This window comes from Antrihabitans spumae (genome assembly GCF_043944905.1).
GTDB lineage: Bacteria > Actinomycetota > Actinomycetes > Mycobacteriales > Mycobacteriaceae > Antrihabitans > Antrihabitans spumae.
Genome location: NZ_JBIMSN010000025.1, coordinates 100,603 through 126,994 on the forward strand (window position 1 = coordinate 100,603; position 26,392 = coordinate 126,994).

Sequence of the window (26,392 nt, forward strand, 5' to 3'; positions counted from 1 at the left end):
GTTCGCCAATCGCCGAACGAATTGCCTGGACGCCGCCTTCGGTGGGGTGCGTACATCTCAATACTATTTCAAATAGTAGAACTTCCGCTTCGGATCCAGTGCAGACTGCGCATCGCCTCCCGCCTGCCTGCACCCTGCGAACCGAGTGCGATGAGCGCCGATCTTGCTGCCACGCAGCATCTTTGAAATCAGGGCGTCCATTCGAGCTGGACGACTTGCCACGCAACGCAGACCGAACATCGGTCGCAATGCTCGTCCCACTCCCCTGTGTTGCCAACGGGGCTGGTGGCGCGCATGGGGCAGAAGTGCAATAGTGATGCGGCGTGTCGGCTTGACGGCGGGCTCGACATCAATTCGGCGGATCCGAAGTCCCCAGCGAGAGGTACCCGATGAAGAAACAGACGCAGTCACGCAATGCACGATGGCTAGCACTGATCAGTGCCTGCAGTGGGATTGTGAGCATTTCTATCGGAGCACCCCTCGCGTCCGCGTCACCCGACTCGGGGTCAGGGACGCCGGACCCATACCTGATCGGCACAATCGCTGCGATCGTGACAGATGGCCTCGACAGCGCATCATCCGACGGCACCCTTGGCGACTTCGCGGAGTCACAACTGGTACTCACACAATGCATTACGAAGTGGACGGCCGAACGAGTCGGTTCCGCTATCGCGAGCGAGGTTGAAAGCGGTGCGATCGACTGCGCCGCGGCCCTCGATTCAGTCGATCCCACCGTGGGCCGGAGGTTCCTGGCGTCATTTGATGTCGACCGCCTCGTCGGCGTACTAGACGCCGAGAGCGCACCGCACCGACAGTCGGTACCTCATGTGCCTAAAGGTGCAGTGCCAGTGCCGAATACACAAGGTCGACCGATTCCCCGCAGCGACGCGAAAGTCGTGCCACCGACGACAGGTACCGTCACCTCGCTGGTGGGTGACGGCCGCGGGCACGGTGGCATCGATATCGCGAACTCACTGGGTACGCCCATCGTTGCCGTGGCTGAGGGCACGGTGATCAGCGCCGGTCCCGCGCAGGGATTCGGTTTGTGGATTCGCATTCGACACGACGACGGAACAATTACAACGTACGGTCACAATCAAGGCAACAACGTATCTAGCGGTCAACGAGTACGTGCGGGCGATCAAATAGCATCGGTAGGAAACCGCGGAAACTCCACCGGACCCCATCTCCATTTCGAAGTGGAGTCCCCTTCCGGGGAGCAGGTCGACCCGACAGCGTGGCTCGCAGCGCGCGGGGCATCTATCTCCAACGATTCCGCCTGAGCGGTCTTCGGTGGCTCGAGATACTGGTGTTCGCGAGCCGTGCGTCAAATGTCCATGCTTGCGAATTCACACCCGCAGCGCTCGCCAACCGTAAGGCGAGCGAGAAAACTATAAGAAATAGTTGTAGTCTGTCAGATCAGACCGTCATATATCTGTTACCACTCCGCGGCCGATGCCCAGCTACCCGATCGTAGAAGGACTGCATGACACGAGGGAAGAAGGGCCACATCAAGGGCCTCGGAGCGCTCGAGGCCGATGTGATGGACATTCTCTGGAGATGCGCGGAGCCACAGTCTGTCCGCGACATTTTGGACTCCTTGACCCACCGCAACCAGACTTTCGCCTACACAACAGTTCTCACGGTGATGACGCATCTCTACGAGAAGGGCTGGGTTCTGCGCGATAAGCACGGCCGAGGATTTCTCTATCGGCCGAGCCGAAGCCGCGAAGAGGCGACCTCCCGTGCACTGCGGGAAATTTTGGACGCGAGCGCCGACTCCGCAGCTGTGTTGCTACACCTGGCGAGAAATGTGTCTGCGACCGAATCCGAGGCGATTCGCCTAGGTCTGTCTTCCGGCGATTCCAGCCAGTGATCCTAGCCTTCCCGATGGTGGTTGGCGCTGTTGTTGCGGCACTCGTCATGCCAGTGCTCCTCGAGCGACTCCCGAAGTCGGTCCCGCCCGTCGTTGCCTTGACATCGTGGCTAGCCACGATCGCCGGCTTCTTTCTCTTCGCCGGATCAGCTGCTCTCGTTCTGATCTGGCCCACACATGCTCCGGTCGAAACCACGCTTGAAGCGCTCACCAGGTGCCTCGCTACTTTGCAACACGCCGTTCGCCCATGGATAGGCGCGTTCGTGGGTGTAGGCAGTGTGCTCTTAGCCGGCGCCGTCGCCGTGCGACTTGTTTTCTCCGCCCATCGGCACGAGCACGCCCGGTCAAAGATTCGAACCCTTCATCGAGACATTCTGACTGTCGTCGCCCGCAGAGACGCAATGCATAGTGGCGTGATTTGGCTCGAGCATCCGTTGCCGATGGCATACAGCATTGACGGTCGACCCGGCTACATCGTCGCGACCGAAGGGCTGGCGCGCTGTCTGACTACTCAACAGTGCGACGCCGTCATTGCTCACGAACGTGCGCATTTGCGTTCACACCATCATCTCATCCTGAGTGTGTGCGAAGTCCTTGCTGCAGCGTTTCCGCGGATCCCACTCTTCGTCGCTGCACCGGCAGCAGTCGAAACCCTGATCGAACTTGCTGCAGATCAGTCTGCCGCCGAAGCCACGAGTACCGACTCGATGCGGTCTGCGCTGCTCGCAGTCTCGGCTTCAGTGACACACCTGCCGACGGTGACCCTTCGACTTCTCAATGACGCCACGGGCACCAGGCTGCGCCGTCTCGAGATGGTCACGTCCGGGGTGCCACGGACCGGAACAAGAGCTGGCGCGTGTATCGCTGCAGCGTTGTTACCCACCCTCCTTCCCGCCCTCGCTGCCGGAGTTGCGTTGATGGCCACGGCCACGATCGGGTGCGTTCTGCTGCGCTGACCTGGACCAAGTCGAAGATCGCACCTTTCTACTATATGAAATAGTAGATAGGCTAAACTCGACGTTGTTCTGAGTTGCAATCAAGCGAGAGACCGAAGGGCGCCATGACAGCGGTAGCACCCAAACTTGTTGCGCGGCGGCCTGTTCCGCCACGGGTCGGCCCCAAGGGCTCCTATCTGTACAAGATGGTCACGACGACAGACCCCAAGGTGCTCGGGATCATGTATCTCGTTACATCGATGGCGTACTTCATGATCGGCGGCCTGATGGCCCTTCTGATTCGTAGCGAGCTCGCGGTCCCAGGATTGCAGTTTCTGTCGAACGAGCAGTACAACCAGTTATTCACCATGCACGGCACAATCATGCTGCTGTTCTACGCAACCCCAATCGTGTTCGGTTTCGCCAACGTCATCTTGCCGCTGCAGATCGGCGCTCCCGACGTTGCCTTCCCACGCCTCAACGCCTTCAGCTACTGGTTGTACCTCTTCGGCGCGACGATGGCGACCGCAGGCTTCATCACTCCGGGCGGCGCCGCCGAATTCGGTTGGACCGCCTATTCCCCGCTGAGCAGTGCCCTGTATTCGCCCGGCGTGGGCGCCGATCTCTGGATCATGGGCCTCGTGGTGAGTGGTCTCGGCACGATCCTCGGCGCCGTCAATATGATCACAACGGTGGTGTGCTTGCGTGCGCCTGGCATGACTATGTTCCGGATGTCGATCTTCACCTGGAACATCCTCGTCACCAGCGTCCTGGTCCTGCTCGCGTTCCCGCTACTCACGGCCGCGTTGATGGGCCTCGCTGTCGACCGTCACCTCGGCGGCCACATCTTCGACCCAGCGACAGGTGGTGTCCTCTTGTGGCAACACATGTTCTGGTTTTTCGGTCACCCCGAGGTGTACATCATCGCACTACCGTTCTTCGGGATCGTGTCCGAGATCTTCCCCGTATTCAGCCGAAAACCGATCTTCGGATACACCACCCTGATCTATGCGACACTCGGCATCGCCGCTCTGTCGATCGCGGTGTGGGCGCACCACATGTACGCGACAGGTGCCGTGCTGCTGCCGTTCTTCTCCTTCATGACGTTCTTGATCGCCGTTCCCACGGGTGTCAAATTCTTCAACTGGATCGGAACGATGTGGAAGGGACAGTTGACCTTCGAATCACCGATGCTGTTCTCTATCGGCTTTCTCGTGACCTTCCTGTTCGGTGGTTTGTCGGGTGTGCTCCTCGCGAGCCCGCCGCTGGACTTCCAAGTAACCGACTCCTATTTCGTTGTCGCGCATTTTCACTACGTGCTCTTCGGCACCATCGTGTTCGCGACTTACGCGGGAATCTACTTTTGGTTCCCGAAGATGACCGGGCGAATGATGGACGAGAGGCTCGCGAAGGCGCATTTCTGGTTGACCTTCATAGGGTTTCACACAACGTTCCTGGTCCAGCACTGGCTCGGGTCGCAAGGTATGCCGCGCCGCTACGCCGACTACCTGCCTAGCGACGGGTTCACGTTGCTGAACAGCATCTCGACCGTCGGGGCCTTTATCCTAGGTGCATCGACATTGCCCTTCGTTTGGAATGTCTTCAAAAGCTTTCGCTATGGCGAGGTTGTCACCGTCGACGATCCGTGGGGATGCGGGAACTCTTTGGAATGGGCGACCAGCTGTCCGCCCCCGCGTCACAACTTCTACGAGTTGCCGCGCATCCGGTCAGAGCGTCCTGCATTCGAGCTGCATTATCCGCACATGATTGATCGAATACGTAAAGAAGCGCACGTTGGATGGGGTTCGCAAGGCGATGCGATCGAGGTCACCGACCGCTCGATTATTGAACGAGGCCGCATCCGAGGAGGGGTTGGCGACGCCAAGCCCAACTCTCACGAATAGGCGCTTTGGGATGTCGAGCGAAGTTCACTGCACGGGATCATGTCCAACTCCGGTAATCACCTTGCCTGCGACCGATGCAGTGACGGCCACATTGGCGGATTGGTTAATTCGCGAATTGGCCGCGGACGCTTTACATGGCGGCGGGCTGAAACCATTTGCGGGACAAATTCGGTCGCTCCCCCGGATCACCGCCACCCACGTCGAGAATCCACGGCGGTTTTCGGTCTACGAGCGGCAACTGCAAAAGTCGATTCGTGTCGCTGAAGCTCGCCTCGCTATAGGCGGAGACTCGACGCGCTCACGAACCATGCCTATACGAAGGAAAGTTGAATTACCGCTGGAGCTTGTCGACGCCGCGTCGCACATCGTCGGTGCAATCACGGACGTCGGGAGTCCGGCCGCAGCGCTTGCTTGCCAGGCAGTCTCGCTGGCCTTCGATGTCGCAAGCAGTGGCGCTGGCACGCAACCAGTGCCTGAGATGCGGTTCGCTGCGATCGAATCGTATCGCCGAGTGCTTACGTCGCTGTGGCTGTCGGAACCGCACGCTAAAGTCGAACTCAAGGCGTGAGCTGACTTCCATTCCACGCGCCAACAGTCAAGTCCGACATAGGGAGGCGCGGCGCAGGCCAGACTCAGGATTCGATGGCAGGCGCTCGCCCGATCGGTTTCCAGCGCCAGCGAGACCGCGCTCACCACCTTGCCGCATGGACCTTCTGTATTACTATTATATATAGTAGTAGTAGAAGAAGTTTGGCTGGTCGCTAGTCCCCCAGCCTTGGACGAAACCACGAAGGGCTCGCGCGTGAAATCTATCTTGGTAATTTTCGCGGCGGCGTTTCTTGCCCTCTTCGGGAGTGCGGGGGTTGCAGGTGCACATAGCGAACTCGAGTCCTCCGACCCCGCCGCCGGCGGCGAGTTCGAGGCACCGCTCACCGCCGTAACCCTTGTGTTCAATCAGCAGATCGAACCTAGTTTTGCAGCACTAACGGTGACCGGAATCGACGGAATCCAATGGGCTGCAGAAGGTCCGGTCGTCGAGCAAGCGCGCGTTCGAGCCGAGGTCGGTGACGGGATACCACCGGGGCGCTACACCGTCGCCTACCGGGTCGTATCGGAAGACGGCCATCCGATAAGCGGATCATACGAATTCGACCTTATCGATCGTTCGCGAACTCCGGCGCAAGCGAACGTAGCCGGAGTACCGCCCGCGGCAGCGTCGACTCCGGCACCTACGCCTTCCGGCAACAACGCGATCAAGTGGTCGCTAGCCGGCACTGCGGGAGTTCTGCTCGTGGTCGGCTCTTTTCTGGCGCTCCGCGGCACGGGCAAGAAGAATCGCTGATTCGACGGTGCGAGCCCAGACGCAGGACCGATAGGCGAATTGATGCTAACTATCGCGGTCATCCCGGAGGCGCCGCCGACGATTGCGACGCTCCTGGGATGGAATCCCCAACCGGTACCGATTCTGCCGTTGATCGGGGTAACCCTCGCTGTGCTGTACTGCTGGGGATTATTTCGATTGCGCGCAAGCGGCACGAAATGGCAAGGGCGGCGAACAGCCTCCTTCCTCTTCGGATGCGGGCTCCTGATCGTTGTAACCGGACTGGGCATCGAGGGCTATGGGCACAAGTTGTTCAGCGTGTGGATGTTTCAGCATCTGACGCTTTCGATGGCGATTCCCCCCCTCCTGGTTCTGGGCTCACCCGGTCGATTACTCCTTCGCACAGCTGCGCATCACGGCGCTGGCCGAATTCTCCTGATCGTTGCCTTGAGTGGACTCAGAAGCCGAGCAGCAAGGATCGTGCTGAATCCCGGGGTGACCATCCCGCTGTTCCTTTTCAGCTATTACGGCCTGTACTTGTCTTCTCTCCTCGACATCGTTGGGTCCAGCTGGATCGGACACATTGCGATCGAGCTGTTCTTCCTCGCAAGTGGCCTGTTATTCATTGTTCCAATTCTGTCAACGGGACCACTTCCCGTGCGACAAAGTAACATCGGACGATTCTTCGATCTTTTCCTCGAGATGCCGTTACATGTCTTTTTTGGCGTCATCGTCATGATGTCGACATCCCCGATGGTTTCGCTGTTTGCAGACCCCCCACCGCAATGGGGAATCGACCCGATGACGGATCAGCAACTGGCAGGCGGGTTGGCTTGGTCGTACGGCGAACCGATCGCGCTGCTGATCGTGATTGTCTTCGCCGTTCGATGGAACCGTGACGAAGCGCGGACATCCGCGGTCAAGGAGCGCCGAATCGACGACGCCGAATTGACCGCGTACAACCTATATCTCAAGAGCCTCGACCCACAGCGGTGATCGCGGGTGTTTTACGTTCGGGTCCGCTCGTCGAACTCATCCGGCCAAATAGATTTCCAACCAACGCAATTCACAGTTGCCGAACGAACATCAGCTATAAACAGCAAAGAGTGTACTTGATTCGAAGCTCACGTCACAGGTCGCCGTTTCGAAATCCGCTAGTGTGGGAGCATGACCACTTTGTCGCATTTGTCCGTATCCCGTGATCGCCGAGGAGCTAACGAACGATGACACGAAACCTCAGGATTTCGTTGGCACTGGTAGGTGCCTTCATCGTGGCGCTCGCCGCTTTGTTGTTGACCAACCGCACCACTGACGACGGCGACGACGTTGTCGGCGATCGCTCCGCTGCGATTGTGCGCGCTGACAGTCACCGACTTTCCAACGTCGCAGACGGGAAGGTGACGTTCGTGGAATTCCTCGACTTCGAATGCGAGGCGTGTGGGGCGATGTTTCCCGTTGTGGAACAGCTGCGACGTGACTACGGCGATCGAGTCAATTTCGTCGTCCGCTACTTTCCGCTGCCATCGCATTTCAATGCCGAACGTGCAGCGCGAGCGGTCGAAGCCGCTGCACGGCAAGGCCAATTCGAACAGATGTATAAGAAAATGTACGAGACGCAATCCGAATGGGGTGAGCAACGCACACCAAAAGACGAGTTGTTCCGTGGCTACGCGAGCGAACTGGGACTCGAGATGAATGCCTTCGATTCTGCCTACACCGATTCGGCAACTCTCGATCGCATACGCATCGACGTTGCCGACGGCCAGGCACTCGGCGTGAAAGGCACCCCGACCTTCTTTGTCAACGGCACTCAAATCAAGCCACGTAGCTACGCCGACCTGACCAATGCTCTCGACGCCGCGCTCGGCTGATCGTGACGGCGTGCCCGCGCCGGACACCGCGACAGAGACCGGCACCGGCCGGTTCGAACGAATTTTGCCGTGGTTGCTACTGATCGGTGGGTTGGCCGGGTCGGCGGCAGCGTTTCTGCTGACGGTCGAGAAGTTCATGCTCGAAGTCGATCCCCTGTACCTGCCCTCATGCAGCATCAGTCCGGTTCTGAACTGCGGCTCGGTGATGGAGACCTGGCAGGCATCGGTGTTCGGTTTTCCAAACTCCCTGCTCGGCATCAGTGGTTTCGCTGTAGTTGCCAGCACCGGTGCCGCATTGCTCGCCGGTGCTCAGCTCGCACGGTGGTATTGGCTCGGCCTGCAAGCCGGCGTTCTGGCCGGGGCGCTGTTCGTGCATTGGCTTATATTCCAGAGCCTTTACACCATCGGCGCTCTATGCCCCTACTGCATGATTGTCTGGGCGGTTACGGTGCCGATTTTCTGGTACACCACTCTCCACAACTTCGAACGCTTCGCGGCGCCGAAACAGCGCTCGATCTTCACCGTCATCGCGAGCAATCACGCTGTGCCGCTGACGGTTTGGGCGCTTGTCGTGGTCGCACTGATCGCGCATCGATTCTGGTCGTACTGGTCCGGACTGTTGTGAGTCATGCGATTACCCGGCGCCATCCCGACGACAACGCATTTCACCGACGACCATAAAACGTCCAGGTGGACCGTGATGACCATCCGCTCGCGATCAGCGACTACGAAAGTAGGTTTTATGCAGGTCAGAACCCGTTGGTGCGTGTTCTTCCTGATAGTGATCGTCACCCTGATCGCGGCGATCTGGCCTCGCTCACAATCATCGAAGTCGGGCTTCTTCCCGAACCGAACCGAGTACGGTCGCAACGACAGTCTCCTTGGAGACGCGCCCTTCGCGCCGCCAAAGCCAGGACTATCGGCAGCACAGTGCCCGACCGCGACAACAAGCGCAGACGTCCAAGACGGAATTCTCCGAGGCGTCATGGTGAGGTGTTTGGGAGCAGCAACCGACATCGACCTCGGCGCTGCCCTCGACGGTGAGCCGACTCTTATCAATCTATGGGCATCCTGGTGTGGTCCTTGCCGTGCCGAGATCCCGGTCCTCGACGCGTACGACGAAGAACCGGGTGCGATTCGGGTCGTCGGGCTCAACGTGCAGGACGACAGCGATGCGGCACTCGCATTGCTCGCAGAATTGGGAACACATTATCCGTCCTACGTAGATAGCGGTTCAGCTCAGCAGAAGCTGGCGACGCCACCCGTTCTTCCGCTGAGTTTTCTGCTCCGCGGCGATGGAACCGTCGATCGGATCACCTCGCCGATGGTGTTCGATAGTCCTGACCAAATCCGTTCTGCCATTCGGGATTTGAGTTGACTACTGCACTCGCCGGCTACCTACGGCGGGTCCTCCGGCCGGAGTCCCGCGCAACGCAGAACACACGCTCGACGGCGTTCCTCTTCGCGCTCCTTGTGGCGCTCGTCGCCAGTACCGCTTGCGCGTCAGGTAGCGACGCGGTCGCGTCTGGCGGCAACTTCGACTTCGTCTCTCCCGGCGGGAAAACCGACATCTTCTACGACCCACCAGCACAGCGAGGGACGGTCGGCACCCTGTCCGGCCCCGACCTCATGGATGACCTCCAGAACGTCTCGCTCTCGGACTACGCGGGCAAAGTTGTCGTGATCAATCTCTGGGGCCAATGGTGCGCTCCATGTCGGTCCGAGGCCGACGACCTCGAACGCGCTTACGAGGCAACGAAACAGTTGGGCGTCCAGTTTCTCGGGATCAACGTCCGCGACCCGCAGAAGGACAAGGCCCAGGACTTTGTCCGGAACAATCAGGTTTCCTACCCGTCGATCTACGACCCGTCGATGCGGACGTTGATCGCGCTGGGCGGCAACTACCCGACGAGCGTTATCCCCTCCACTCTCGTACTGGACCGGCAGCATCGTGTTGCAGCGATATTCATGCGCGCACTACTCACCGATGATCTGCAGCCTGTCATCGAGCGCATCGCCGCCGAACAATGACGTTTCTCGCACAGGTCGGCGACAGCTTCCAGACTCTCGCCGCGAGCGGACCCCTGTTGCTCGCACTCGGGGCGTGCTTTCTCGCCGGTTTGGTCTCGTTCGCCTCGCCCTGCGTCGTGCCGCTGGTACCCGGCTATCTGTCATATCTCGCCGGGATATCCGGCGCGGAAGCGCCTCCCGCTACGGCGATGGTCGGCCACAAGGTGAAAATCACCGGACGGTGGCGCGTCACCGGCGCCGCAGTGTTGTTCGTCGCAGGATTTACTGTCGTGTTCGTTGCCGCGACGGCGTCTGTGTTCGGTGTGATCGGCACACTCAGTGTCAACCGTGAGCTTTTGCAACGAATTGGCGGAGTGATCACCATCGTTATGGGTCTGACCTTTGTCGGTCTGATCCCGATGTTGCAGCGCGACACCCGTTTTGCGCCGCGCCGTGTTTCATCACTCGCCGGTGCGCCCTTGCTCGGGGCGGTATTCGGTCTCGGTTGGACGCCGTGCCTTGGACCCACCCTGGCCGGAGTGATCTCCGTTGCAGCCGGTACCGAAGGTGCGACTGCGGCTCGTGGAGTCGTATTGATCGTTGCCTACTGTTTGGGTCTCGGCCTGCCCTTTGTGGTCCTGGCATTCGGGTCTGCCAAGGCGATCCGAGGAGTGGGGTGGCTACGCCACAATGCCCGAGCCATCCAAGTGCTGGGCGGCGTCATGCTCGTCGCGGTCGGCCTCGCACTACTCACCGGGGCGTGGGAACTATTCGTCGGATGGTTACGCAACGAGTTCGTCTCCAATGTGGTCCTGCCGATATGACGGCAATCAAGGCATCGCCTACCCGTGCGCCGCGACCCAATGTCGTGCGCACTGTAGCCGCTACCGTCCGCAATACGTGGCGGCAGCTGACTTCCATGCGTACGGCGCTGGTCCTGTTGTTCTTGCTCGCACTCGCAGCGGTTCCGGGCGCGGTGTTGCCCCAACGCAATCTGAACACGCAGAAAGTCAGTGCCTACATCGCTGCCCGTCCTACGCTGGGTCCAGCGATGGACAAGCTGCAATTGTTCGACGTCTTCAGCAGCTTTTGGTTCACCTCCGTGTACGCCCTTCTGTTCATCTCACTGGTCGGTTGTCTCGGCCCACGAGTTGTCGACCACGCGAAAGCACTGCGGGCGGATCCGGTCGCTGCTCCTCGGAATTTGTCTCGCCTACCGCACCACCGCACCGGCAGTGTGGACGTTGCGCAACAGGAGATCGCAGCTCGGGTCGCGGTGTCGTTGCGGCGTTGGCGTGTGATCACCCGCGTCGAAAACGATGGCGTTACAACCGTGTCCGCCGAAAGGGGTTACCTGCGTGAGGCTGGAAACCTCGCCTTTCATCTCTCCCTGATCGGGATGCTCGTCTCGATCGCTGTCGGGAAGATGTTCGGCTACGAGGGTTCCGTCATCGTCATCGCCGACAACGGTCCTGGGTTCTGCAACACATCCCCCGCGGTCTACGACTCGTTCCAGGCAGGAAACAGTATCGACGGAACCGGACTGCGACCTTTGTGCGTCCGCGTCAAGGACTTCGAAGCAACCTATCTTCCCAATGGGCAGGCAGAGATGTTCACCTCGAACATCTCGTTCCAAGCTGGCGCGGACCTCGCAACCAACTCATGGCAAGATTTTCAGCTGCGAGTCAACAACCCGCTACGAGTCGGCGGAGAACGGGTCTATCTCACTGGGCACGGGTATGCACCCCAGTTCACAGTCACCTTCCCGGACGGGCAAACTCGAACCGAGGCGATCCAATTCGCGCCCAACGACGCGACGACGTTCCTCAGCAGTGGCGCTCTAAGGTTCGACCCTCCTGGCGGAACATACAACACCGACGAAGAGCGTCGCCGCAACCAGATCGCCATCGAAGGACTGTTCGCGCCCACCGCCAAGTTCAACGGAACGCTGTTGGCCTCAATCTTCCCAGAAATGCTCGAACCCGCCGTAGCCGTCGATATCTACAAAGGCGACACCGGACTCGACTCCGGAATTCCGCAATCCATCTTCGGCCTCAACAAGGAACTCATCGACCGGAAACAGCTCGTGAGGCAGGACCGAGTCAATCTTCGATCGGGCGAGTCCGCCACCCTGGCCGACGGCACCAACGTTCGGTTCGATGGCGCGAAGGAATTCGTAAACCTGAAAATCTCCCACGATCCAGCACAACTGTGGGTGCTCGTATCGGCGATCACATTGATTTCCGGACTCGTTGTGTCTTTGGCGGTGCCCAGACGTCGGGTTTGGCTGCGCGTTTACCCGCAGGATGTCGAGGCGTTCGTCGTTGTCGAAGTCGGCGGTCTGGCGAGGACCGACCAGGCAGGTTGGGGACCCGAGTTCAACAAACTCTGCGACAGCCTGTTCGCGGATGTGATCGAGCAACCGTGCGACGAGCAACCGCGCGCGAAGCACAAACCACAGCCAGGTACGAATCGCGCTTAGCCGCTGTGGTCACGATCATTGCCGGGGACCGAAGGAAAGTCCCCTCCCTTTCTGATCTCCGAGGTGAGGGCGACAGCGCGTGCTGCAGTACTTCCGGGATTGCCGACCTCAGCTGAATGCAAATACGCGACCGCGACACGACGCGCTGTCGCTGGTCCAGCAAATCATCCGTTGCGGGCTCGGATGCTGCTCGCTGATGATTCGGCTGCTCGATCCATGAGCACCGCGACCGACACGAGCCGGCAACTAGTTCATCCTTTCCTGAATACAGAACTGGATGTATCGTTTGGGGTTATGACCACAGCCGTGCATACGAAGGCGTTGTCCCGCTTCGGCTACGCCCTGTCGGATCGGACGCGTACGCAAATTCTGATGATCCTCCGCGTCGAGCCGAGTTACCCGTCCGACCTGGCTGACGCGATCCAGGTTTCGCGCCAGATTCTGTCGAATCACCTTGCGTGTCTACGGGGTTGCGGGCTCGTCGTCGCCGTCACGGAGGGCCGCCGTAGCCGCTATGAGTTGGCGGACCCTCGGATCGGGCTTGCGCTCGACGACCTGCTCGGTGTGGCCCTGGCCGTGGACCCGGCCTGCTGCCCGGCCGCCGCCACCGACGAGTGCTGCTGATGAGCGCCCCGTTGGGGATGCCCCGAACGCGCTCGAATGTCGCATCATCGGAGCGGAAAGCCTTGCTCACCAAACGGATTCGATGGTTCGCCGCCGCGACCATCAGCTACAACGTGATCGAGGCGGTCATTGCGATCACCGAGGGCACTCGTGTCTCGTCGGCGGCGCTGATCGGATTCGGCCTGGATTCGGTCATCGAGGTGTCCTCCGCGGCAGCGGTGGTGTGGCAGTTCACGGGCCGCGACCCGCAAGCGCGGGAGAAGATCGCGCTACGGATCATCGCGTTCTCGTTCTTCGCGCTCGCCGTCTACGTCAGCATCGATGCGGTCCGCTCACTCCTCGGCGCCGGCGAAGCCCAGCACTCGACGATCGGGATCGGTTTGGCCGCGGTCAGTCTCGCGGTCATGCCGCTGCTCTCGGCGGCACAACGCCGCGCCGGACGCGAACTCGGCTCGCTGTCGGCGGTCGCCGACTCCAAGCAAACCCTGTTGTGTACCTATCTGTCGGCGGTGTTGCTGGTCGGCCTACTGCTCAACAGCTTGTTCGGGTGGTCCTGGGCCGACCCGATCGCCGCCCTCGTGATCGCAATCGTCGCGGTCAAGGAAGGCCGCGATGCCTGGCGCGGCGACACCTGTTGCACCACGCCTTTCGAAACACAATCCGGCACAACAGCATCTGCGCACGACTGCGACTGCTGCGACTGACCGTCGTCACTTCCCCTGATAAAACCCATCCCAGAGGAGCCCCGATGCGTACCGCGACCGCCGAACTGAAGAGCCTCTACAACCGCGAAATGACCTCCGCCCGCACCGCGGCCGACGCCGACTCGCGCTGGGCACATCTGGAACGCGCCCACATCGTGTCCCAGCCCTACCCCTGGCTACACACCCGCAATCACGTCGCGATGTTCCGCCTCGCGGTACGCCAGCACGAGCGCCGCGAAGCGCTCGGACAGATCGTGCGAATCATCGTCGCAGCCCCCGGTTCGCTGGCCGGACGCTACCCGGAAGGCAACACGGGCCGCACCCGAGTCGGCTTGATGACGCCCATGGCGGTCCCGACCGACCTCGCAGCCGAGATCGGCCGCGCGGCGTGACCGCGACGCCTCAGCCGCCCGAATCCGTTGCGAGGCACACCACACCTCGGGACAGCCCCGGGGGCGACGGTGCGGCGGCGGTGGTGTTTCTGGACATGTCCGGGTACACCGCTCTCACCGAGGTGCACGGCGACGAGCGTGCGGCCGATATCGCCGAACGCCTCGCCACGTTCAGCGCTGCCGCCCTCGCCGACGGCGATCGCATCGTGAAAACATTGGGCGACGCCGTGCTGCTCACCTCGCGGACCGCGCGGACCGCACTCGCGCTGATCGCCCGTATTCTCGATACCTGGACCACCCGCGGCGACGGGGTGCCGGTCCTGCGTGGCGGCGTGCACTACGGGCCCGTCGTCGAACGCAATAACGATGTATTCGGCGCCACCGTCAACCTCGCCGCCCGCGTCGCAGCAGCGGCCGCGACCGACCAGATCCTCCTTACCGCACCGGTCGCGACGGCAGCGCGCGCCGAAGGTCTGCGGGTCATCGACCTGGGGCCGCGGGCCTTCCGCAACGTCTCCGACCCGGTGCCGGTCTACGCCCTCGGCATCGATTGCCTCTGCGGCACGATCGACCCCGTCTGCCGCATGCGGGTCGACCCCCTCGGAGCGCCATCACTCACCCACGGCGAACGCCGCTTCTGGTTCTGTTCGACCAGCTGCACCGAACAGTTCACCGCTGAACCGGACCGCTACCTGGCCTCTGTCGACTGCGTCGACACACGACCGACCCATGCAAGTACCCTGTAGTCACAACTCCTCATTGCTCGACCAGAAACCTCCATCCGCTCGCCCTAAGCGCTTCTGTTCGAATAGTTTTCCCCGTGACAAAGACAGAGGCACCGACTTGTCTGGACGAGCGGCTCGTGTTCGAACAGTTCGGTTCGTAGCGTGTCGTAGGAGACCGCAGGGCTGACTCGGGCGCTTCCTGCCACCCATCGGCCGGCATACATGGGTTGGCTCATCACGGGTGTGTCTTCCCTGCGGTCTCTGTCCGAGGTCTGGCTCAACAGAGGCGTGCGCACCACCCCACGGTGGTGCCCGGAAGTCGGAATGCCGACCACGGATACCTAACCGGTTACGTGCGATCCGCATTGGAGGGCTAGTTCAGTGATTGTCATCGGCATCGATCCACATAAATCCACCCATACCGCAACCGCGGTCGACGAGGCTCGAAACACCGATTTGGGGTCCATCCGGATCCGGTCCACCTTCGACGACTACGCCCTGCTGTTGAGCTGGGCCAAGCAGTGGCCGCAGCGACGTTGGGCGGTGGAAAACGCGCGCGGACTGGGTCACCATCTGGCGTTGTGGCTGGTCAGCCAGCGTGAGTCCGTGGTCGATGTGCCATCGACGTCCACGGCACGGGTCCGGCAACTCTCTCGCGGCAATCGACGCAAGAACGACCGCATCGACGCTGCCGCAGCAGCTTGCGTTGCCGCGTTGCAAGGTGACGCCTACCCGTTGGCGATCGAGGATCACACCGACGTGCTGCGGATCCTCGACGAGCGTCGCCGGGGGTTGGTGTTGCAGATGACCCGCACCCGCAACCAGCTGCATGCTTTGCTGCGAGAGTTGGTGCCCGGCGGCATCGACACCGGCGTGGACTCCGAAACCACCGCGATCGTGCTGCGTCGGCTGCAGCCAGTCACCACAGCCGACATGACAAGGCAGAAGATCGCTCTGGAAATGGTGGGCGATCTGCGGCGATTGCATGTACAGATACTCGACATCACCGAACGCACCCAAGCGGTGCTCGACGAGTGCGGCACCAGACTGCAGTCGATTCACGGCGTCGGGCCGGTCACTGCCGGACGTATCCTCGGTCATGCTGGTAACCCGTTCCGGTTCCCGTCCGAAGCGGCGTTCGCGAACTTCGCCGGCACCGCACCGATCGAAGTATCCAGCGCCGACACCACCCGGCATCGCCTTTCGCGCGGCGGGGACCGCACCCTCAACGCCGCCATCCACATCGTCGCTGTCTGCCAAGCCCGCTCACCTCGATCCGAAGGATATGGCTACTACCACCGCAAAATCACCGAAGGAAAATCACATCGAGCCGCACTACGATGCCTGAAACGACAAGTCGCGAAACGCCTTTGGCAGGTAATGCGAGTCGATGAGGTCAGGCGGGCCGCCGCTTCCCACGGTTTCCCGCCGACGACCCGCCTCGCCTGAGCCTACCAGGTATCGAACATACGTTCCCATTGCAATACGGACCCACGCTGGATCCGGCCGCTCCACACGCAGCGACAAGCAACGCCGGGCAATTCAGGGTTGCATCCCATACCTAGGTACAGGTTTATCGTCGATCTATGACGATAAACGAGCTGCCAACGGACTGGGTGCCCACAGCCTGCAGCCTCCCGACGGTGCAGCAACCGCTACGGGTTGCCGAATTCGATGAACTGTTCGCCCGGTCGGTGCAAGATCTGACGCGCTTCAGCGCGACACGGCTGGACCTGCAGATAGTTGCTGCCGAGGAACAGCGAGCGCGAGAACTGACCGAGCGCGAATCCGGGTGCTGCTCGTTCTTCGTCTTCAGGTTCGCACCTGTCGACGGCGACCTCGTTCACCTCAGCATCGAGGTGCCCGCCGCATATATCGACGTGCTGGATTCGCTCACCCAGCGTGTGCAGGCGAGGATCCCGAACGGCGGCACGAGTGCGTAGCAGTGAGGTCGCCAACGCGGCCGGAGTCAACCTGCAAACGGTCCGGTATTACGAGCGCCGAGGACTGCTGGCCGAACCGCAACGCACATTGGGTGGGCATCGCACCTATCCGCCGGAAACGGTCACCGTGCTACGCGTCATCAAAGCCGCTCAACGTCTGGGTTTCACGCTGGACGAGGTCGGCGAACTGTTGGAAGTCACCACGTTTCGCAGTCACCGTCCTGACGCCGGACTGCACGCTCGAGCCGTGGTGAAGCTTGCCGAGATCGACGAGAAACTTACCGAACTAATGACGGTCCGAGACACGCTGCGGGCCGCGATCGAGGCTGGCTGCGACAACCTACTGGAATGCGCCGAGAGTTCCTGCTGCCCTCTACCTTTCACCAAACAAGCCGACGGGAACAGCTGATGCAGACCAGCACTGCACTTAACACAACCAAGCGGTGGTGGACGTCGACCGGGCTCGGCGCGCTGATCTGCATCGGATGCTGCCTCGCGCCAGTTCTTGCCGCAGCCGGCATGGCGGGCAGCGGAGTCCTGCTGCTGAGCACAGCGTGGCTGGAACCGCTCGGCGTCGCCCTGATCGTGGTCGGCATCGCTGGTTTGGCGTGGTCACGTCGCCGCGCCCGCAACCGCGGATGCGGTGGTAGCGGGCAGTGCAGCTCGGACACCACAGCCAGCGGATGCACCTGCTCGACCTCGGCGATCGTCGACCGTGAGTCCTTGCCCATCCTGCGGACTCCAACCGAGGACCGACCCTCGGACTTGACCGGGGCGCGGTCCATACAATCCCAGCCATGACCGTCCTGCGTTCGATCGTTCTATTCGCCCTCGCGGCACTCGCCGAAATCGGCGGAGCCTGGCTGATCTGGCAGGGCGTTCGCGAGCATCGCGGCTGGGTCTGGATCGGTGCAGGCGTGATCGCGCTCGGCGCATACGGCTTCGTCGCCACCCTGCAACCGGACGCCAACTTCGGTCGAATCCTCGCCGCATACGGCGGCATCTTCGTCGCCGGATCACTGGCCTGGGGAATGGTTTTGGACGGATTCCGTCCCGACCGTTGGGATATCACCGGCGCATCAATCTGCCTGATCGGTGTCGCGATCATCATGTATGCCCCACGCGCCGCATAACTCGTCAGATCAACCAACACATAACTGCTCGTCATTAACCGACCGAAACCAAAACGATCGCAGATCCGTGTTCGAAGATTTCGGACCTTGACAAAGACAGAGGCACCGGTAATGCGGTCGAACGCGTCTACGAACGGTGAGCGCTGCGGAAACTCCCTCACTGGTTCGATGCGAACTGCCAGTCCGATTGACCGGAAACGGCTTGTCACGACCCGCCTACCAACTCGTCGCGCTGCCGGGTTAGAGGTAGTTGGTTGCATTGTCGACACCAAGCGCGCAGCGATCTCCCGGCGATCGGAACCACGGGTTGGGACACGGCCGTTACGACGAGGCCTTCGACCTGTTGACGAACTCCATCAACACTTCTCGGGTCCTCTCCGGATGAGTCATCAGACCCGCGTGCGCGGCCCCAACGACCTCGACGAACTCGCCGTTCGGCAATCTCGCGACAGCTGCGCGTCCCGACCGAGGTGGAAAATATAGGTCGTACTCGAACGCGACCACCAGTACCGGAACCCTTATCGAGGTGAGGGCTTGCATTCGGTACGGATCGCGCAGCCAGTCGGCCGATGCCGCGGACTGGCCGTTCTCACCTTCGATCGAAGTCCACATCTGCTCCTGCATACCGAGCATCTGCACCCATTGGCTGACGGTCCTCTCGTCTTCGCGCAGAGTTGCTGGTGGCAGCCCGGTCAACAACGTCTGAAACGCTGCGGCAGCGGCGGGGATCCGTCCGATTGTGGCGATCAGGTCCGACTCCATCTGAACCACCGCCTCTAAAAGCGGCGTCAGCGGCCCCGCTCCCGCCATGAGCACCACCGCCCGAACCAAGTCTGGACGCAACTGTGCGAGAACCTCAGCTGTGAAGCTGCCTAGCGAATAGCCCACCACCACAACATCTTTCAATCCAAGTCGATCGAGTAATCCCGCCGCGTCCGCCGCTAGGTCGGGGATCGAATACGGCGCCGGCGGGGCATCACTCGGCGCCACTCCGCGCGACGCGTAAGCCACTACATCGAACCCGGCCTCGACAAGAGCATCCCGAAGACCGCATGCCTGCCACGCTATCGGCGGCATGCCTGTCCCACCGATCAACAACAACGCGGGACCCGCACCGGTCCGCTCGAACCCGATACGAAGGCCGCCGACATTCACCGAATCGATCGCCATACACACATCATGTCCTGGCGCGCCGAACCCGAACGGCAATTTGCTCGGTACAGCGTTTTCCTGCCCGGCTATCCTTCCGAACCGGCCGACCACATAGGTTATCGCGCCAGATCCTGTCGAATCACCCTGCCAACCTGCGCCGCCGACCTCGCGGTGGCGATGCCGGAGGGGCGGCGCAGCCGCTACAAACTGGCGGACCTACGCATGGGGCAGCCCCTCGATCACCTCGTCGGACTCGTACTGGCGGTCGACCCTCCTGGTGCCCGGGCTGCAATCGACAGCGGGTCGCTGATGGCGTTCGAAACTCGGCATCTCCTCTGTTCGTGCGCACACTGTCAGCAAGCTGCATGGAACAGTACGGTCGTGCTTGCGCGCAGGATCGAGCCCAGCCGAGAGTGGGCTTAGCTCTGCACCTCGGAACTGCGAGGGCTTGCAACTTCCTGTACCGCCCGCATTGCCTGGTTCGGGAACCACCAATTCCAGTCTCCAAACAGTCGCATCAGAGCGGGGACGAGTACCAGCCGCACGATGACGGCGTCGATCGCGATCGCGACGGCGAGGGCGAGACCGAGTTGTTTGAGTTCAAGTACGTCGGCGGTGACAAAGCAGCCGAAGACGACGACCATGATCGCGGCGGCGGCGGTGATCGGGCGTGCGGTGTGGGTGATCCCGGCGGCGACTGCGTACTGGTTGTCGCCTGTCGATTCCCAGTATTCGCGGATCCGTCGGATCAGAAAAACCTCGTAATCCATCGACAGCCCGAACAGGATGACGAATACGACCGTCGGTAGGTAGACCTGCAGGAATCCGGGACTATTGAAGTCGAGCAGCGATTCACCGAGGCCCCACTGGAAGACTGCGACGGTAATGCCAAGCGCGGCCCCGGTGGCGAATAGGTTCATCACGATCGCCTTCACCGGCAGAACAACGCTGCGGAAGGCAACCATCAAGAACAGCAGCGAAAGTACGAGGACCAGGCCGACAACAAGTGGCAACTTCGAGGTCATCTCGTCAGCGATGTCGACGAACTCCGCAGTACTGCCACCGATGAGAACGTCAGGTCCACTATCGCTGCCCGCTGCAGCAGCCTGACCGCGGAGGTCGCGGATCAGGTCGCCGGCAGCGGTGGAATCGAACGCCACGTTCGGTACCGCCATGAGTAGTTGCCGCCCACCGGACTCTCCCGCGGGTACGACAGTGTCGATACGCGGATCACGCTCGTACTCCCCGACGAGTTGGTCAAGACGCGCCGCATTCTGAGCGGTGAGCGCGGTGTCGCCAGGGCCGGTGGCAACAATCTCGATCGGAGATAGCGCACCAGGCGCGAAGTTGGCGGCCAGGGCAGCCGTCGCGCGACCCGACGCTGTCTCTCCGAGCGCGGAGACACCCATGTCCAGGCCGTATCGGATCCCCAGCAAAGGTGTTGAGGCCAACACCAAGACGCAGACGGCCAAAGATCCGAACACGATCGGGCGCCGCATCATCGTGTAGGCCCAGCGCGCCCACCGGCCCGAGCCGGCGTCGACTTCGGTTACCTCGGTCGGGCGCCACCGTTGTGGCAATGCACCTGTATTGACTGCGGGGCCGAGGGTCGCGAGCAGTGCGGGTAAGAGAGTGAGGCCCACGATCAGGGTAGAGACGACGGCGGTGGCTACACCGAGCGCTATCCCGCGGAAGATGGGCGCCTGCATCACAATCAGCGAGCACAGCGAGATCATCACGATCAACCCCGACGCTAGGATCGTCTTGCCTGCCGTTTCGAGCGAGCGCCCAACGGCATCGGCGATTCGGGACTGGTCGTCGCGGTCGATGACGCCGACGCGGGTCAGTTCTTCACGGAACCGGCTGACGATGAACATTGCATAGTCGATACCGACACCGATTCCGATCATTGTGGCCATCGCGATCACCAGCGAATCGAACGCGGTGAGCGTGGTCAACGCAAGCAAGCCACCGGTCGCGAGCAATAGTCCAGCCAGGGCCACCACAATCGGCACGACCGCAGCAACCAGCGCACCCAGTGCCAGGACGAGGAGCAGCAACGCGACGGGAATCCCGATGGCCTCCGCGCGGGCGAGGTCCACGTTCTGAATATCGGTGACAGCATTCTGCACCGGCGAATACCCGGTCACCCCCACCTGCACAGTCTCGGTGCCGGCTCCCTCGACAGCGGACTGCAGCCGTTCGGCAACGCCGGCACGTTGAGCCATGTCGCCCTCGAGACCAACCGTGGCGATCGCAACCCGGCGATCCTGCGAGGCAAGCGCGCCCGCGCCGGAACTATACGGCCCGGTTACCGTGCTGACCCCTGGCACTAGCTGCGCCTCATCGATGGCCCGGTCCACGACCGCTCGGTACTCCGCACTGTCGGTTGTCAGAATTTCGGACTGGAAGACGATGACGTCCTGCTCTGCTCCCAAATGTGGAAAATGCTTCGCCATCAAGCTGTCCACCTCGCTTGACTCCGAACCATTGACGCTAAAGTCCGGGGCGCCCAGCCGGCCCTCGAGGACCGGATACGCAACGGCGCACGCCCCCAGCAGGACTACCCACGTCCCCAGGACAAGCCGTCGATATCGAGCGACCGCGGCACCCCACCGATGCAGGACCGACGACCGCCGCGTCACGTCACGGGTCCCGCTCCAACCCCGTCCGATCCATTCGTATATGCGCATGTGTTTATGAATACTCGGTGGCGCGGCCTGAATCAACCCCACAGCAACTCGAACCCCGCGCTACAACGGGCAGCCTTGCCCCACTACCAGACGACACGCCCACAAGACGGAGCACGAACCGCCGCGCTCATCAAAAGTCGCTGACCGTCCTGTCGGCGGACCGACCCACCCTTTTGTCTGAGGCTGCATCGAACTCGAGAGCGCGGCGACAGACCAGATGCGCTAACCGCGTGGACCTACACGGGGCTTGAAGCGGCGAGATGCGCCTAGTACCACAATGATTCGATCTGCAGACCACAGCACGGCGGGGCTGAATGCCTAGGCGGTATGGGCTCTCGAGAACGATGCCACCACGATGTAACAGCGAACACCAAAACCCAAGTGACCACCATGGCGAGTATCCAACCAGTAGCCCTCATCGACGCATCCCGCCCGGCTCGTGACGCATGGTCCTCCATATCCGACATGGTGCCTGCACGCCCGTCGAACGCTCTACTATGTTAAATAGTAGCGGGAGCGTGCTGCGCACGAAAGCTGCGAGCGAGGACAGAAGATGACAGCACAAAGTCAACCCGGCCGCCGGACGGACGCAACCGATCGAACGTCGGGCAGTTCGGACGCCACCCAATCGGCACGCGGGCCCGGCAGTAGCGTGCAGCCCTCGATTCCGCGGGCGATCCGGTGGGCGGCTCTGTATGCCTTCGCACGGATTGCGCTCGTGGCCATGACCTTCGGAGTATTCGCCGGTCTGAATTCGATATTCGGGCGACAGCTCCCCTTGGCGCTGCTGCTCGTTGCGGCTGTCGCAGCAGGAGTCGCGATCTCCGCAGTGGCCTTGCGACGTTTACGTCGCCGCGTCAATAGCGAGATCACACGCGTCGACGATCAGCGTCGCGAACGCCGCGATCCTTGCGCGCCGAGCGCTGTCAGAGAACGGCCGCGCAGTAGTCGCCCACGACAGCAGCCGTGACGGGGCGCGCTGAAGAGGCCGTCTACTCCAACCCTGGAATCGTGAACGAGGAGTGGGGCCTCACCACGTCCATTGACAGGCGCTGCTCATGGTGTCGGCACCGAGCGCATCCTGTACGCATGATCTTCGGATCCAGCTCCAGAGTGGCAACTATGCATAATAGTTGTAATGTGGTCGAATCGTCACCGATCCGATATCCATTCGGATCGCTCCGTTACCGTTTCTTGATTTGAGGTTTGCACCTGTGGCGCGACACCGTATGGCCGAGCCCCCTCTGCACCCGCTGCCACCGCTGGGGGCGCTGCATTCCCCGTTAGTACAGGTGCGTAGCGACACTGATTGGTCACTCCCCGGTGCGCAACCTTCCTGCGTCCTCACTGACGCGCGTAGCACCGCATCGGCAGGCCTCGACAACCCTGACCCATTGTCGTGGCGTGCGCCTGCCCGTGTCCTGATCTGCTCGCACCCCCGTTCGCGCGCTCGCGCACCATGGGAGCGCGTCGAGCACTTCGGTTTCCCGACGACGCACACGCAGATCCGCACCGCCGCATATCCGACTTCGAGCAAACCCGGCCTGACCAGCCCTGCTGCCACCACTCCCTCCGGCATCGCATCGCGACCGGGCGGTGCGCACCGCCAGCGGGAACAGACTCGGTACCGCAGCCACATGATCGCCGTGTCCGTTGCCGTGGGCGCAGTATTCGCCGCAGGCGCAACGTCGACCAGTCGACTTCCGGCCGACAACCAGGCGGGTGCCGATACCGGCGAAATCGACATCGCACCGAATCTACTGAACACTGTTCGCCCGACTGACCCGAGCCGCCTCCTGAATCAGCTGGCCAGCGCCCGGCAACGTGAGCAGGACAGCGCCGCAAGGGAAGCGGCGGCGCGGCGCCCGAAATCGGTGATGCCCACATCGGGGACACTCACATCTGCCTACGGCGCACGCTGGGGAACCGTGCACAATGGGCTCGATATCGCGAATGTGATCGGAACTCCCGTGCTGTCTACCTCTGACGGCCAGGTGATTGAAGCTGGACCAGCCGACGGGTTCGGGTTGTGGGTGCGCGTACGCCAGGACGACGGAACAATCGGGGTGTATGGGCACATCAACGAAGCGCTTGTCGAAGCGGGACAACTTGTGAAAGCCGGTCAGCAGATCGCGACAATGGGCAATCGCGGACAGTCAACCGGACCACACCTGCACTATGAGGTCTGGATGGCCGACGGCACGAAAGACGATCCTGGCCGATGGCTGCGCGACAGGGGTGTCCCGATGAGCACAACGACGATTTCGACAAACTAGCGCTAGAGAAGAGGACGTTCTGATGAATGGCCTCGGCAGCCTCGAAGCACGGGTCATGGATGTGCTGTGGGATACGACGGAGGCGTTGACCGTCCGAGACCTTCGCGAACGTCTGAAAGACCCGTTCGCCTACACCACAATCCTTACGGTTGTCGGTCATCTCTACGACAAGGGCTGGGTGGACCGGATCATGCACCGACGGGCGTACCTGTATCGACCGAGGCAGTCTCGCGCCGAAGCCACCGCCCGCGCCCTGCGTGAGATCATCGACACAAGCAACGACCCCGAAGGCGTACTGCTGCACTTCGCGAAGACGGTAACCGAAGCCGAGTCGGAAGCTTTCCGGCGCGGCTTGTCAAAACCGCCACAGAGATCCAATTCGAGGTCGAGGAAATCATGATCTCCGTCGTGCTATTCGCATGCGCGTTGATATTGAGCGTGGCGACTCCTCCCCTGCTGGAACGAGTGATGCTGGCGCTGCCGCCCAGGGCCGCCGAGTTCGCGTGGCTAGCCTGCATCGGGACAACGCTCGTCTTCGGTTTATCAGCGACGGTTGTGCTCGTTTGGCCCGACCACCCCCCCGCCGAGGACCTGCTCGAATCTACGTTGGCATGCCTCAGCGTTGCGATGCACGCGATTCCACACTGGTTTGCGGATCCTGTTGGGGCGCTTGCCATGTTGGCGGCCTGTGTCGCCGCGGGACGGGTCGTAATCGTCGCTCGCCGATACGTCCGCGCGGGAGCGCGCGTGCGTGCCTTCCATCGCGATGTGGTCGCTGTCGTAGCTCGAACGACAGAGGGTCCGCACCATCCTGTCATGTGGTTGGAACACCCGATGCCGTTGGCCTACAGCGTCGCCGGACGGCCCGGATTCGTCGTCGTCACCAACGGGTTGACCCGCGGACTGACCGAAACCGAGTGCGGCGCTGTGCTGGCACACGAACACGCACACCTACGTGCCGGACATCACCGAATGATCCGGTCGTGCGAGGTGCTCGCCTCCGCCTTGCCACGCATCCCGCTGTTCGCCGCCGCACCCCGGGCGATGGCGACGCTAGTCGAGCTCGACGCAGACGAGTGCGCGGCGTCCGCAACAAGTCGAAGCGCCATGCACGCCGCCCTTCGGTCGGTATCCCATGCGACCTCCACGGCGCCTGCTCCGCTGCTGTCCTTCGGTGGGGACGTAATCGCGCTGCGTCTCAGACGGCTCTCGGACAACTCCGACCGACGCCCGACTCGTCCGAAACCGTCCTACGTAGCCGTGGCCTGCCTTCCGGTAGCCGCCTCGGCCGCAATTGCCATTGCCGCGGTCAGCCTGCTCGGCGCTGCGGCGTGCCTGCTGCCGACCTTCACAGGCTGACCCTCGCCCAACCGAGAAACAACTATGCAGCATAGTAGTCCATGGCAGTCAATAAATGCGCTGCTAGTACGGCCGACCGACCGAAATCGACGCGACCTAACCCCGCGAAAGTGCGAAGTTGGCAAAATACACCGCTGCCGACACCGGCGGCATCAACCTTGTCGCCTACAACGAGTTCTTCGACTCGCACGGATCAACGAGATCTTCGGCGCGGTCTCATCGCATCGGAAGCGGCTGCGCATCCCTGTCCGCCAACATGGCACGCATCGTCTGCACCTCCGCGCTCTGGGTAGCGACTATTCGCTCCGCCAACGAGCGCACTGCACCGACGTCGGAATTCTCGCTGGCATATCGGGCCATTCCCATCCCGCCTTCGTGATGACGAAGGACCAACTGCAGAAACTTCACGTCGAAATCGGCTCCGGTGCTGCGGCGCAACGCTCGCAATTCTGAATTGCTGGCCATGCCGGGCATGAGCCCGCCACCGCCGGACTCGTTGGAACCGGTAGGCATCGGCATCGGCATCGGCGAACCATCTGGCATCTGGTGCGATTTTGTCGTCTGACGGGTACCGGACGGACCGATCTCAGACGCCGCCGTGCCCATCCATAACATGTACGGGCCCGATGTCTGCGCCGGCAGATTCCAGAGTGTCAGCCATCCCTGCATGGTGCCGATCTGGCTTTGCTGCGTTGTTAGGATGTCGTACGCGAGGTTGCGTACCGCTGGATCTGCTGCTTGCACCAATGCGAGACCTGCCATCTCGACAGCTTGGTTGTGGTGCAACGACATGTCCTGAGCAAATCCTGCATCCACCGAATCGGACGCCGGCAATGTCGTATCCGCACTATCCCGTGTCGTAGTCCACCATCCTGCCGCTACACCAACGAACAGCGCAAAACTCAAACCGGCCACCAGCCACGCGACAGTGACCGAGCCGATACGTCGATGCTCGACGTTGGCCAAGTCCTCTTCAATTCCCGTTTCCATGT

At 61.7% G+C, this 26,392-nt stretch carries 28 protein-coding genes; 25 read left to right on the plus strand and 3 right to left on the minus strand.

Annotated features, from left to right (window positions below; translation table 11 throughout):
• The first annotated feature begins 848 nt into the window (after positions 1-848).
• The 21 genes from ACHIRB_RS06200 to ACHIRB_RS06300 all read left to right on the plus strand — a co-directional run bounded on the left by ACHIRB_RS06200 (position 849) and on the right by ACHIRB_RS06300 (position 17,920).
• The gene (locus ACHIRB_RS06200; protein WP_395127637.1) at positions 849-1,283 is read left to right on the plus strand and encodes a M23 family metallopeptidase; all 435 of its coding nucleotides are present in this window, start codon (positions 849-851) and stop codon (positions 1,281-1,283) included.
• Between the two features lie 203 nt (positions 1,284-1,486).
• Positions 1,487-1,876, plus strand: coding sequence for a BlaI/MecI/CopY family transcriptional regulator (locus ACHIRB_RS06205; protein ID WP_395126739.1), 390 nt, complete (start codon positions 1,487-1,489; stop codon positions 1,874-1,876).
• Between the two features lie 47 nt (positions 1,877-1,923).
• The gene (locus ACHIRB_RS06210; protein ID WP_395126741.1) at positions 1,924-2,832 is read left to right on the plus strand and encodes a M56 family metallopeptidase; all 909 of its coding nucleotides are present in this window, start codon (positions 1,924-1,926) and stop codon (positions 2,830-2,832) included.
• A 104-nt stretch (positions 2,833-2,936) separates the two neighbouring features.
• Positions 2,937-4,715: an aa3-type cytochrome oxidase subunit I gene (ctaD, locus tag ACHIRB_RS06215; protein ID WP_395127638.1), complete on the plus strand. Its 1,779-nt coding sequence runs from the start codon at positions 2,937-2,939 to the stop codon at positions 4,713-4,715.
• An 802-nt stretch (positions 4,716-5,517) separates the two neighbouring features.
• The gene (locus ACHIRB_RS06220; protein WP_395126489.1) at positions 5,518-6,057 is read left to right on the plus strand and encodes a copper resistance CopC family protein; all 540 of its coding nucleotides are present in this window, start codon (positions 5,518-5,520) and stop codon (positions 6,055-6,057) included.
• A gap of 42 nt (positions 6,058-6,099) precedes the next feature.
• Positions 6,100-7,032 carry a cytochrome c oxidase assembly protein gene (locus ACHIRB_RS06225; protein WP_395126490.1) on the plus strand — a complete coding sequence of 311 codons (933 nt, stop codon included), beginning with the start codon at positions 6,100-6,102 and terminating at the stop codon, positions 7,030-7,032.
• A 227-nt stretch (positions 7,033-7,259) separates the two neighbouring features.
• Positions 7,260-7,907 (plus strand): DsbA family protein, encoded by a 648-nt coding sequence (locus ACHIRB_RS06230; RefSeq protein WP_395126492.1) that lies wholly within the window; start codon positions 7,260-7,262, stop codon positions 7,905-7,907.
• Positions 7,882-8,532: a vitamin K epoxide reductase family protein gene (locus tag ACHIRB_RS06235; RefSeq protein ID WP_395126493.1), complete on the plus strand. Its 651-nt coding sequence runs from the start codon at positions 7,882-7,884 to the stop codon at positions 8,530-8,532. Before ACHIRB_RS06230 ends, ACHIRB_RS06235 begins: the two co-directional genes overlap by 26 nt.
• 117 nt (positions 8,533-8,649) lie before the next feature.
• Positions 8,650-9,285, plus strand: a complete 636-nt coding sequence (locus ACHIRB_RS06240) for a TlpA family protein disulfide reductase (RefSeq protein ID WP_395126494.1) — start codon at positions 8,650-8,652, stop codon at positions 9,283-9,285.
• Positions 9,286-9,380: 95 nt separating this feature from the next.
• A complete protein-coding gene (locus ACHIRB_RS06245; RefSeq protein ID WP_395126504.1) occupies positions 9,381-9,938 on the plus strand; it encodes a TlpA disulfide reductase family protein in 558 nt (185 codons plus the stop codon).
• Positions 9,935-10,741 (plus strand): cytochrome c biogenesis CcdA family protein, encoded by an 807-nt coding sequence (locus ACHIRB_RS06250; protein WP_395126495.1) that lies wholly within the window; start codon positions 9,935-9,937, stop codon positions 10,739-10,741. The genes ACHIRB_RS06245 and ACHIRB_RS06250 overlap by 4 nt, the downstream gene beginning before the upstream one ends.
• On the plus strand, positions 10,738-12,399 hold the full coding sequence (resB, locus tag ACHIRB_RS06255; RefSeq protein WP_395127639.1) for a cytochrome c biogenesis protein ResB: 1,662 nt from the start codon (positions 10,738-10,740) through the stop codon (positions 12,397-12,399). The genes ACHIRB_RS06250 and resB overlap by 4 nt, the downstream gene beginning before the upstream one ends.
• 294 nt (positions 12,400-12,693) lie before the next feature.
• Positions 12,694-13,023 (plus strand): ArsR/SmtB family transcription factor, encoded by a 330-nt coding sequence (locus ACHIRB_RS06260; protein ID WP_395126497.1) that lies wholly within the window; start codon positions 12,694-12,696, stop codon positions 13,021-13,023.
• Positions 13,023-13,727 (plus strand): cation efflux transmembrane domain-containing protein, encoded by a 705-nt coding sequence (locus ACHIRB_RS06265; RefSeq protein WP_395126498.1) that lies wholly within the window; start codon positions 13,023-13,025, stop codon positions 13,725-13,727. The genes ACHIRB_RS06260 and ACHIRB_RS06265 overlap by 1 nt, the downstream gene beginning before the upstream one ends.
• Positions 13,728-13,771: 44 nt before the next feature.
• A complete protein-coding gene (locus ACHIRB_RS06270; RefSeq protein WP_395127640.1) occupies positions 13,772-14,119 on the plus strand; it encodes a DUF3703 domain-containing protein in 348 nt (115 codons plus the stop codon).
• A gap of 83 nt (positions 14,120-14,202) precedes the next feature.
• On the plus strand, positions 14,203-14,865 hold the full coding sequence (locus ACHIRB_RS06275; RefSeq protein WP_395126505.1) for an adenylate/guanylate cyclase domain-containing protein: 663 nt from the start codon (positions 14,203-14,205) through the stop codon (positions 14,863-14,865).
• Between the two features lie 360 nt (positions 14,866-15,225).
• The gene (locus ACHIRB_RS06280; protein ID WP_395126500.1) at positions 15,226-16,293 is read left to right on the plus strand and encodes an IS110 family RNA-guided transposase; all 1,068 of its coding nucleotides are present in this window, start codon (positions 15,226-15,228) and stop codon (positions 16,291-16,293) included.
• Between the two features lie 137 nt (positions 16,294-16,430).
• Complete coding sequence (locus ACHIRB_RS06285; protein WP_395126501.1) at positions 16,431-16,787, plus strand: hypothetical protein; 357 nt, start codon at positions 16,431-16,433, stop codon at positions 16,785-16,787.
• Positions 16,780-17,196, plus strand: coding sequence for a MerR family transcriptional regulator (locus tag ACHIRB_RS06290; RefSeq protein WP_395126502.1), 417 nt, complete (start codon positions 16,780-16,782; stop codon positions 17,194-17,196). Before ACHIRB_RS06285 ends, ACHIRB_RS06290 begins: the two co-directional genes overlap by 8 nt.
• Positions 17,196-17,588 carry a MerC domain-containing protein gene (locus ACHIRB_RS06295; protein ID WP_395126503.1) on the plus strand — a complete coding sequence of 131 codons (393 nt, stop codon included), beginning with the start codon at positions 17,196-17,198 and terminating at the stop codon, positions 17,586-17,588. Before ACHIRB_RS06290 ends, ACHIRB_RS06295 begins: the two co-directional genes overlap by 1 nt.
• Positions 17,585-17,920: a YnfA family protein gene (locus tag ACHIRB_RS06300; protein ID WP_395127641.1), complete on the plus strand. Its 336-nt coding sequence runs from the start codon at positions 17,585-17,587 to the stop codon at positions 17,918-17,920. Before ACHIRB_RS06295 ends, ACHIRB_RS06300 begins: the two co-directional genes overlap by 4 nt.
• A gap of 321 nt (positions 17,921-18,241) precedes the next feature.
• On the opposite strand, the gene ACHIRB_RS06305 is transcribed toward ACHIRB_RS06300, so the two are convergent.
• Both ACHIRB_RS06305 and ACHIRB_RS06310 read right to left on the minus strand, forming a co-directional pair.
• Positions 18,242-19,090: an alpha/beta fold hydrolase gene (locus ACHIRB_RS06305; RefSeq protein WP_395126585.1), complete on the minus strand. Its 849-nt coding sequence runs from the start codon at positions 19,088-19,090 to the stop codon at positions 18,242-18,244.
• Between the two features lie 401 nt (positions 19,091-19,491).
• The gene (locus ACHIRB_RS06310) at positions 19,492-21,765 is read right to left on the minus strand and encodes an MMPL family transporter (RefSeq protein ID WP_395126587.1); all 2,274 of its coding nucleotides are present in this window, start codon (positions 21,763-21,765) and stop codon (positions 19,492-19,494) included.
• 553 nt (positions 21,766-22,318) lie between these two features.
• On the opposite strand from ACHIRB_RS06310, the gene ACHIRB_RS06315 reads away from it, so the two are divergent.
• From ACHIRB_RS06315 to ACHIRB_RS06330, 4 genes are all read left to right on the plus strand, one after another.
• Positions 22,319-22,735 carry a DUF4229 domain-containing protein gene (locus ACHIRB_RS06315; protein ID WP_395126588.1) on the plus strand — a complete coding sequence of 139 codons (417 nt, stop codon included), beginning with the start codon at positions 22,319-22,321 and terminating at the stop codon, positions 22,733-22,735.
• Between the two features lie 322 nt (positions 22,736-23,057).
• Complete coding sequence (locus ACHIRB_RS06320) at positions 23,058-24,041, plus strand: M23 family metallopeptidase (protein ID WP_395115803.1); 984 nt, start codon at positions 23,058-23,060, stop codon at positions 24,039-24,041.
• 22 nt (positions 24,042-24,063) lie between these two features.
• On the plus strand, positions 24,064-24,441 hold the full coding sequence (locus ACHIRB_RS06325; RefSeq protein ID WP_395115804.1) for a BlaI/MecI/CopY family transcriptional regulator: 378 nt from the start codon (positions 24,064-24,066) through the stop codon (positions 24,439-24,441).
• A gap of 38 nt (positions 24,442-24,479) precedes the next feature.
• Positions 24,480-25,400 (plus strand): M56 family metallopeptidase, encoded by a 921-nt coding sequence (locus tag ACHIRB_RS06330; protein ID WP_395126589.1) that lies wholly within the window; start codon positions 24,480-24,482, stop codon positions 25,398-25,400.
• A gap of 216 nt (positions 25,401-25,616) precedes the next feature.
• Here ACHIRB_RS06330 and ACHIRB_RS06335 read toward each other — a convergent pair whose 3' ends face one another.
• Positions 25,617-26,390 carry a DUF305 domain-containing protein gene (locus ACHIRB_RS06335; RefSeq protein WP_395115806.1) on the minus strand — a complete coding sequence of 258 codons (774 nt, stop codon included), beginning with the start codon at positions 26,388-26,390 and terminating at the stop codon, positions 25,617-25,619.
• Positions 26,391-26,392: the final 2 nt, after the last annotated feature.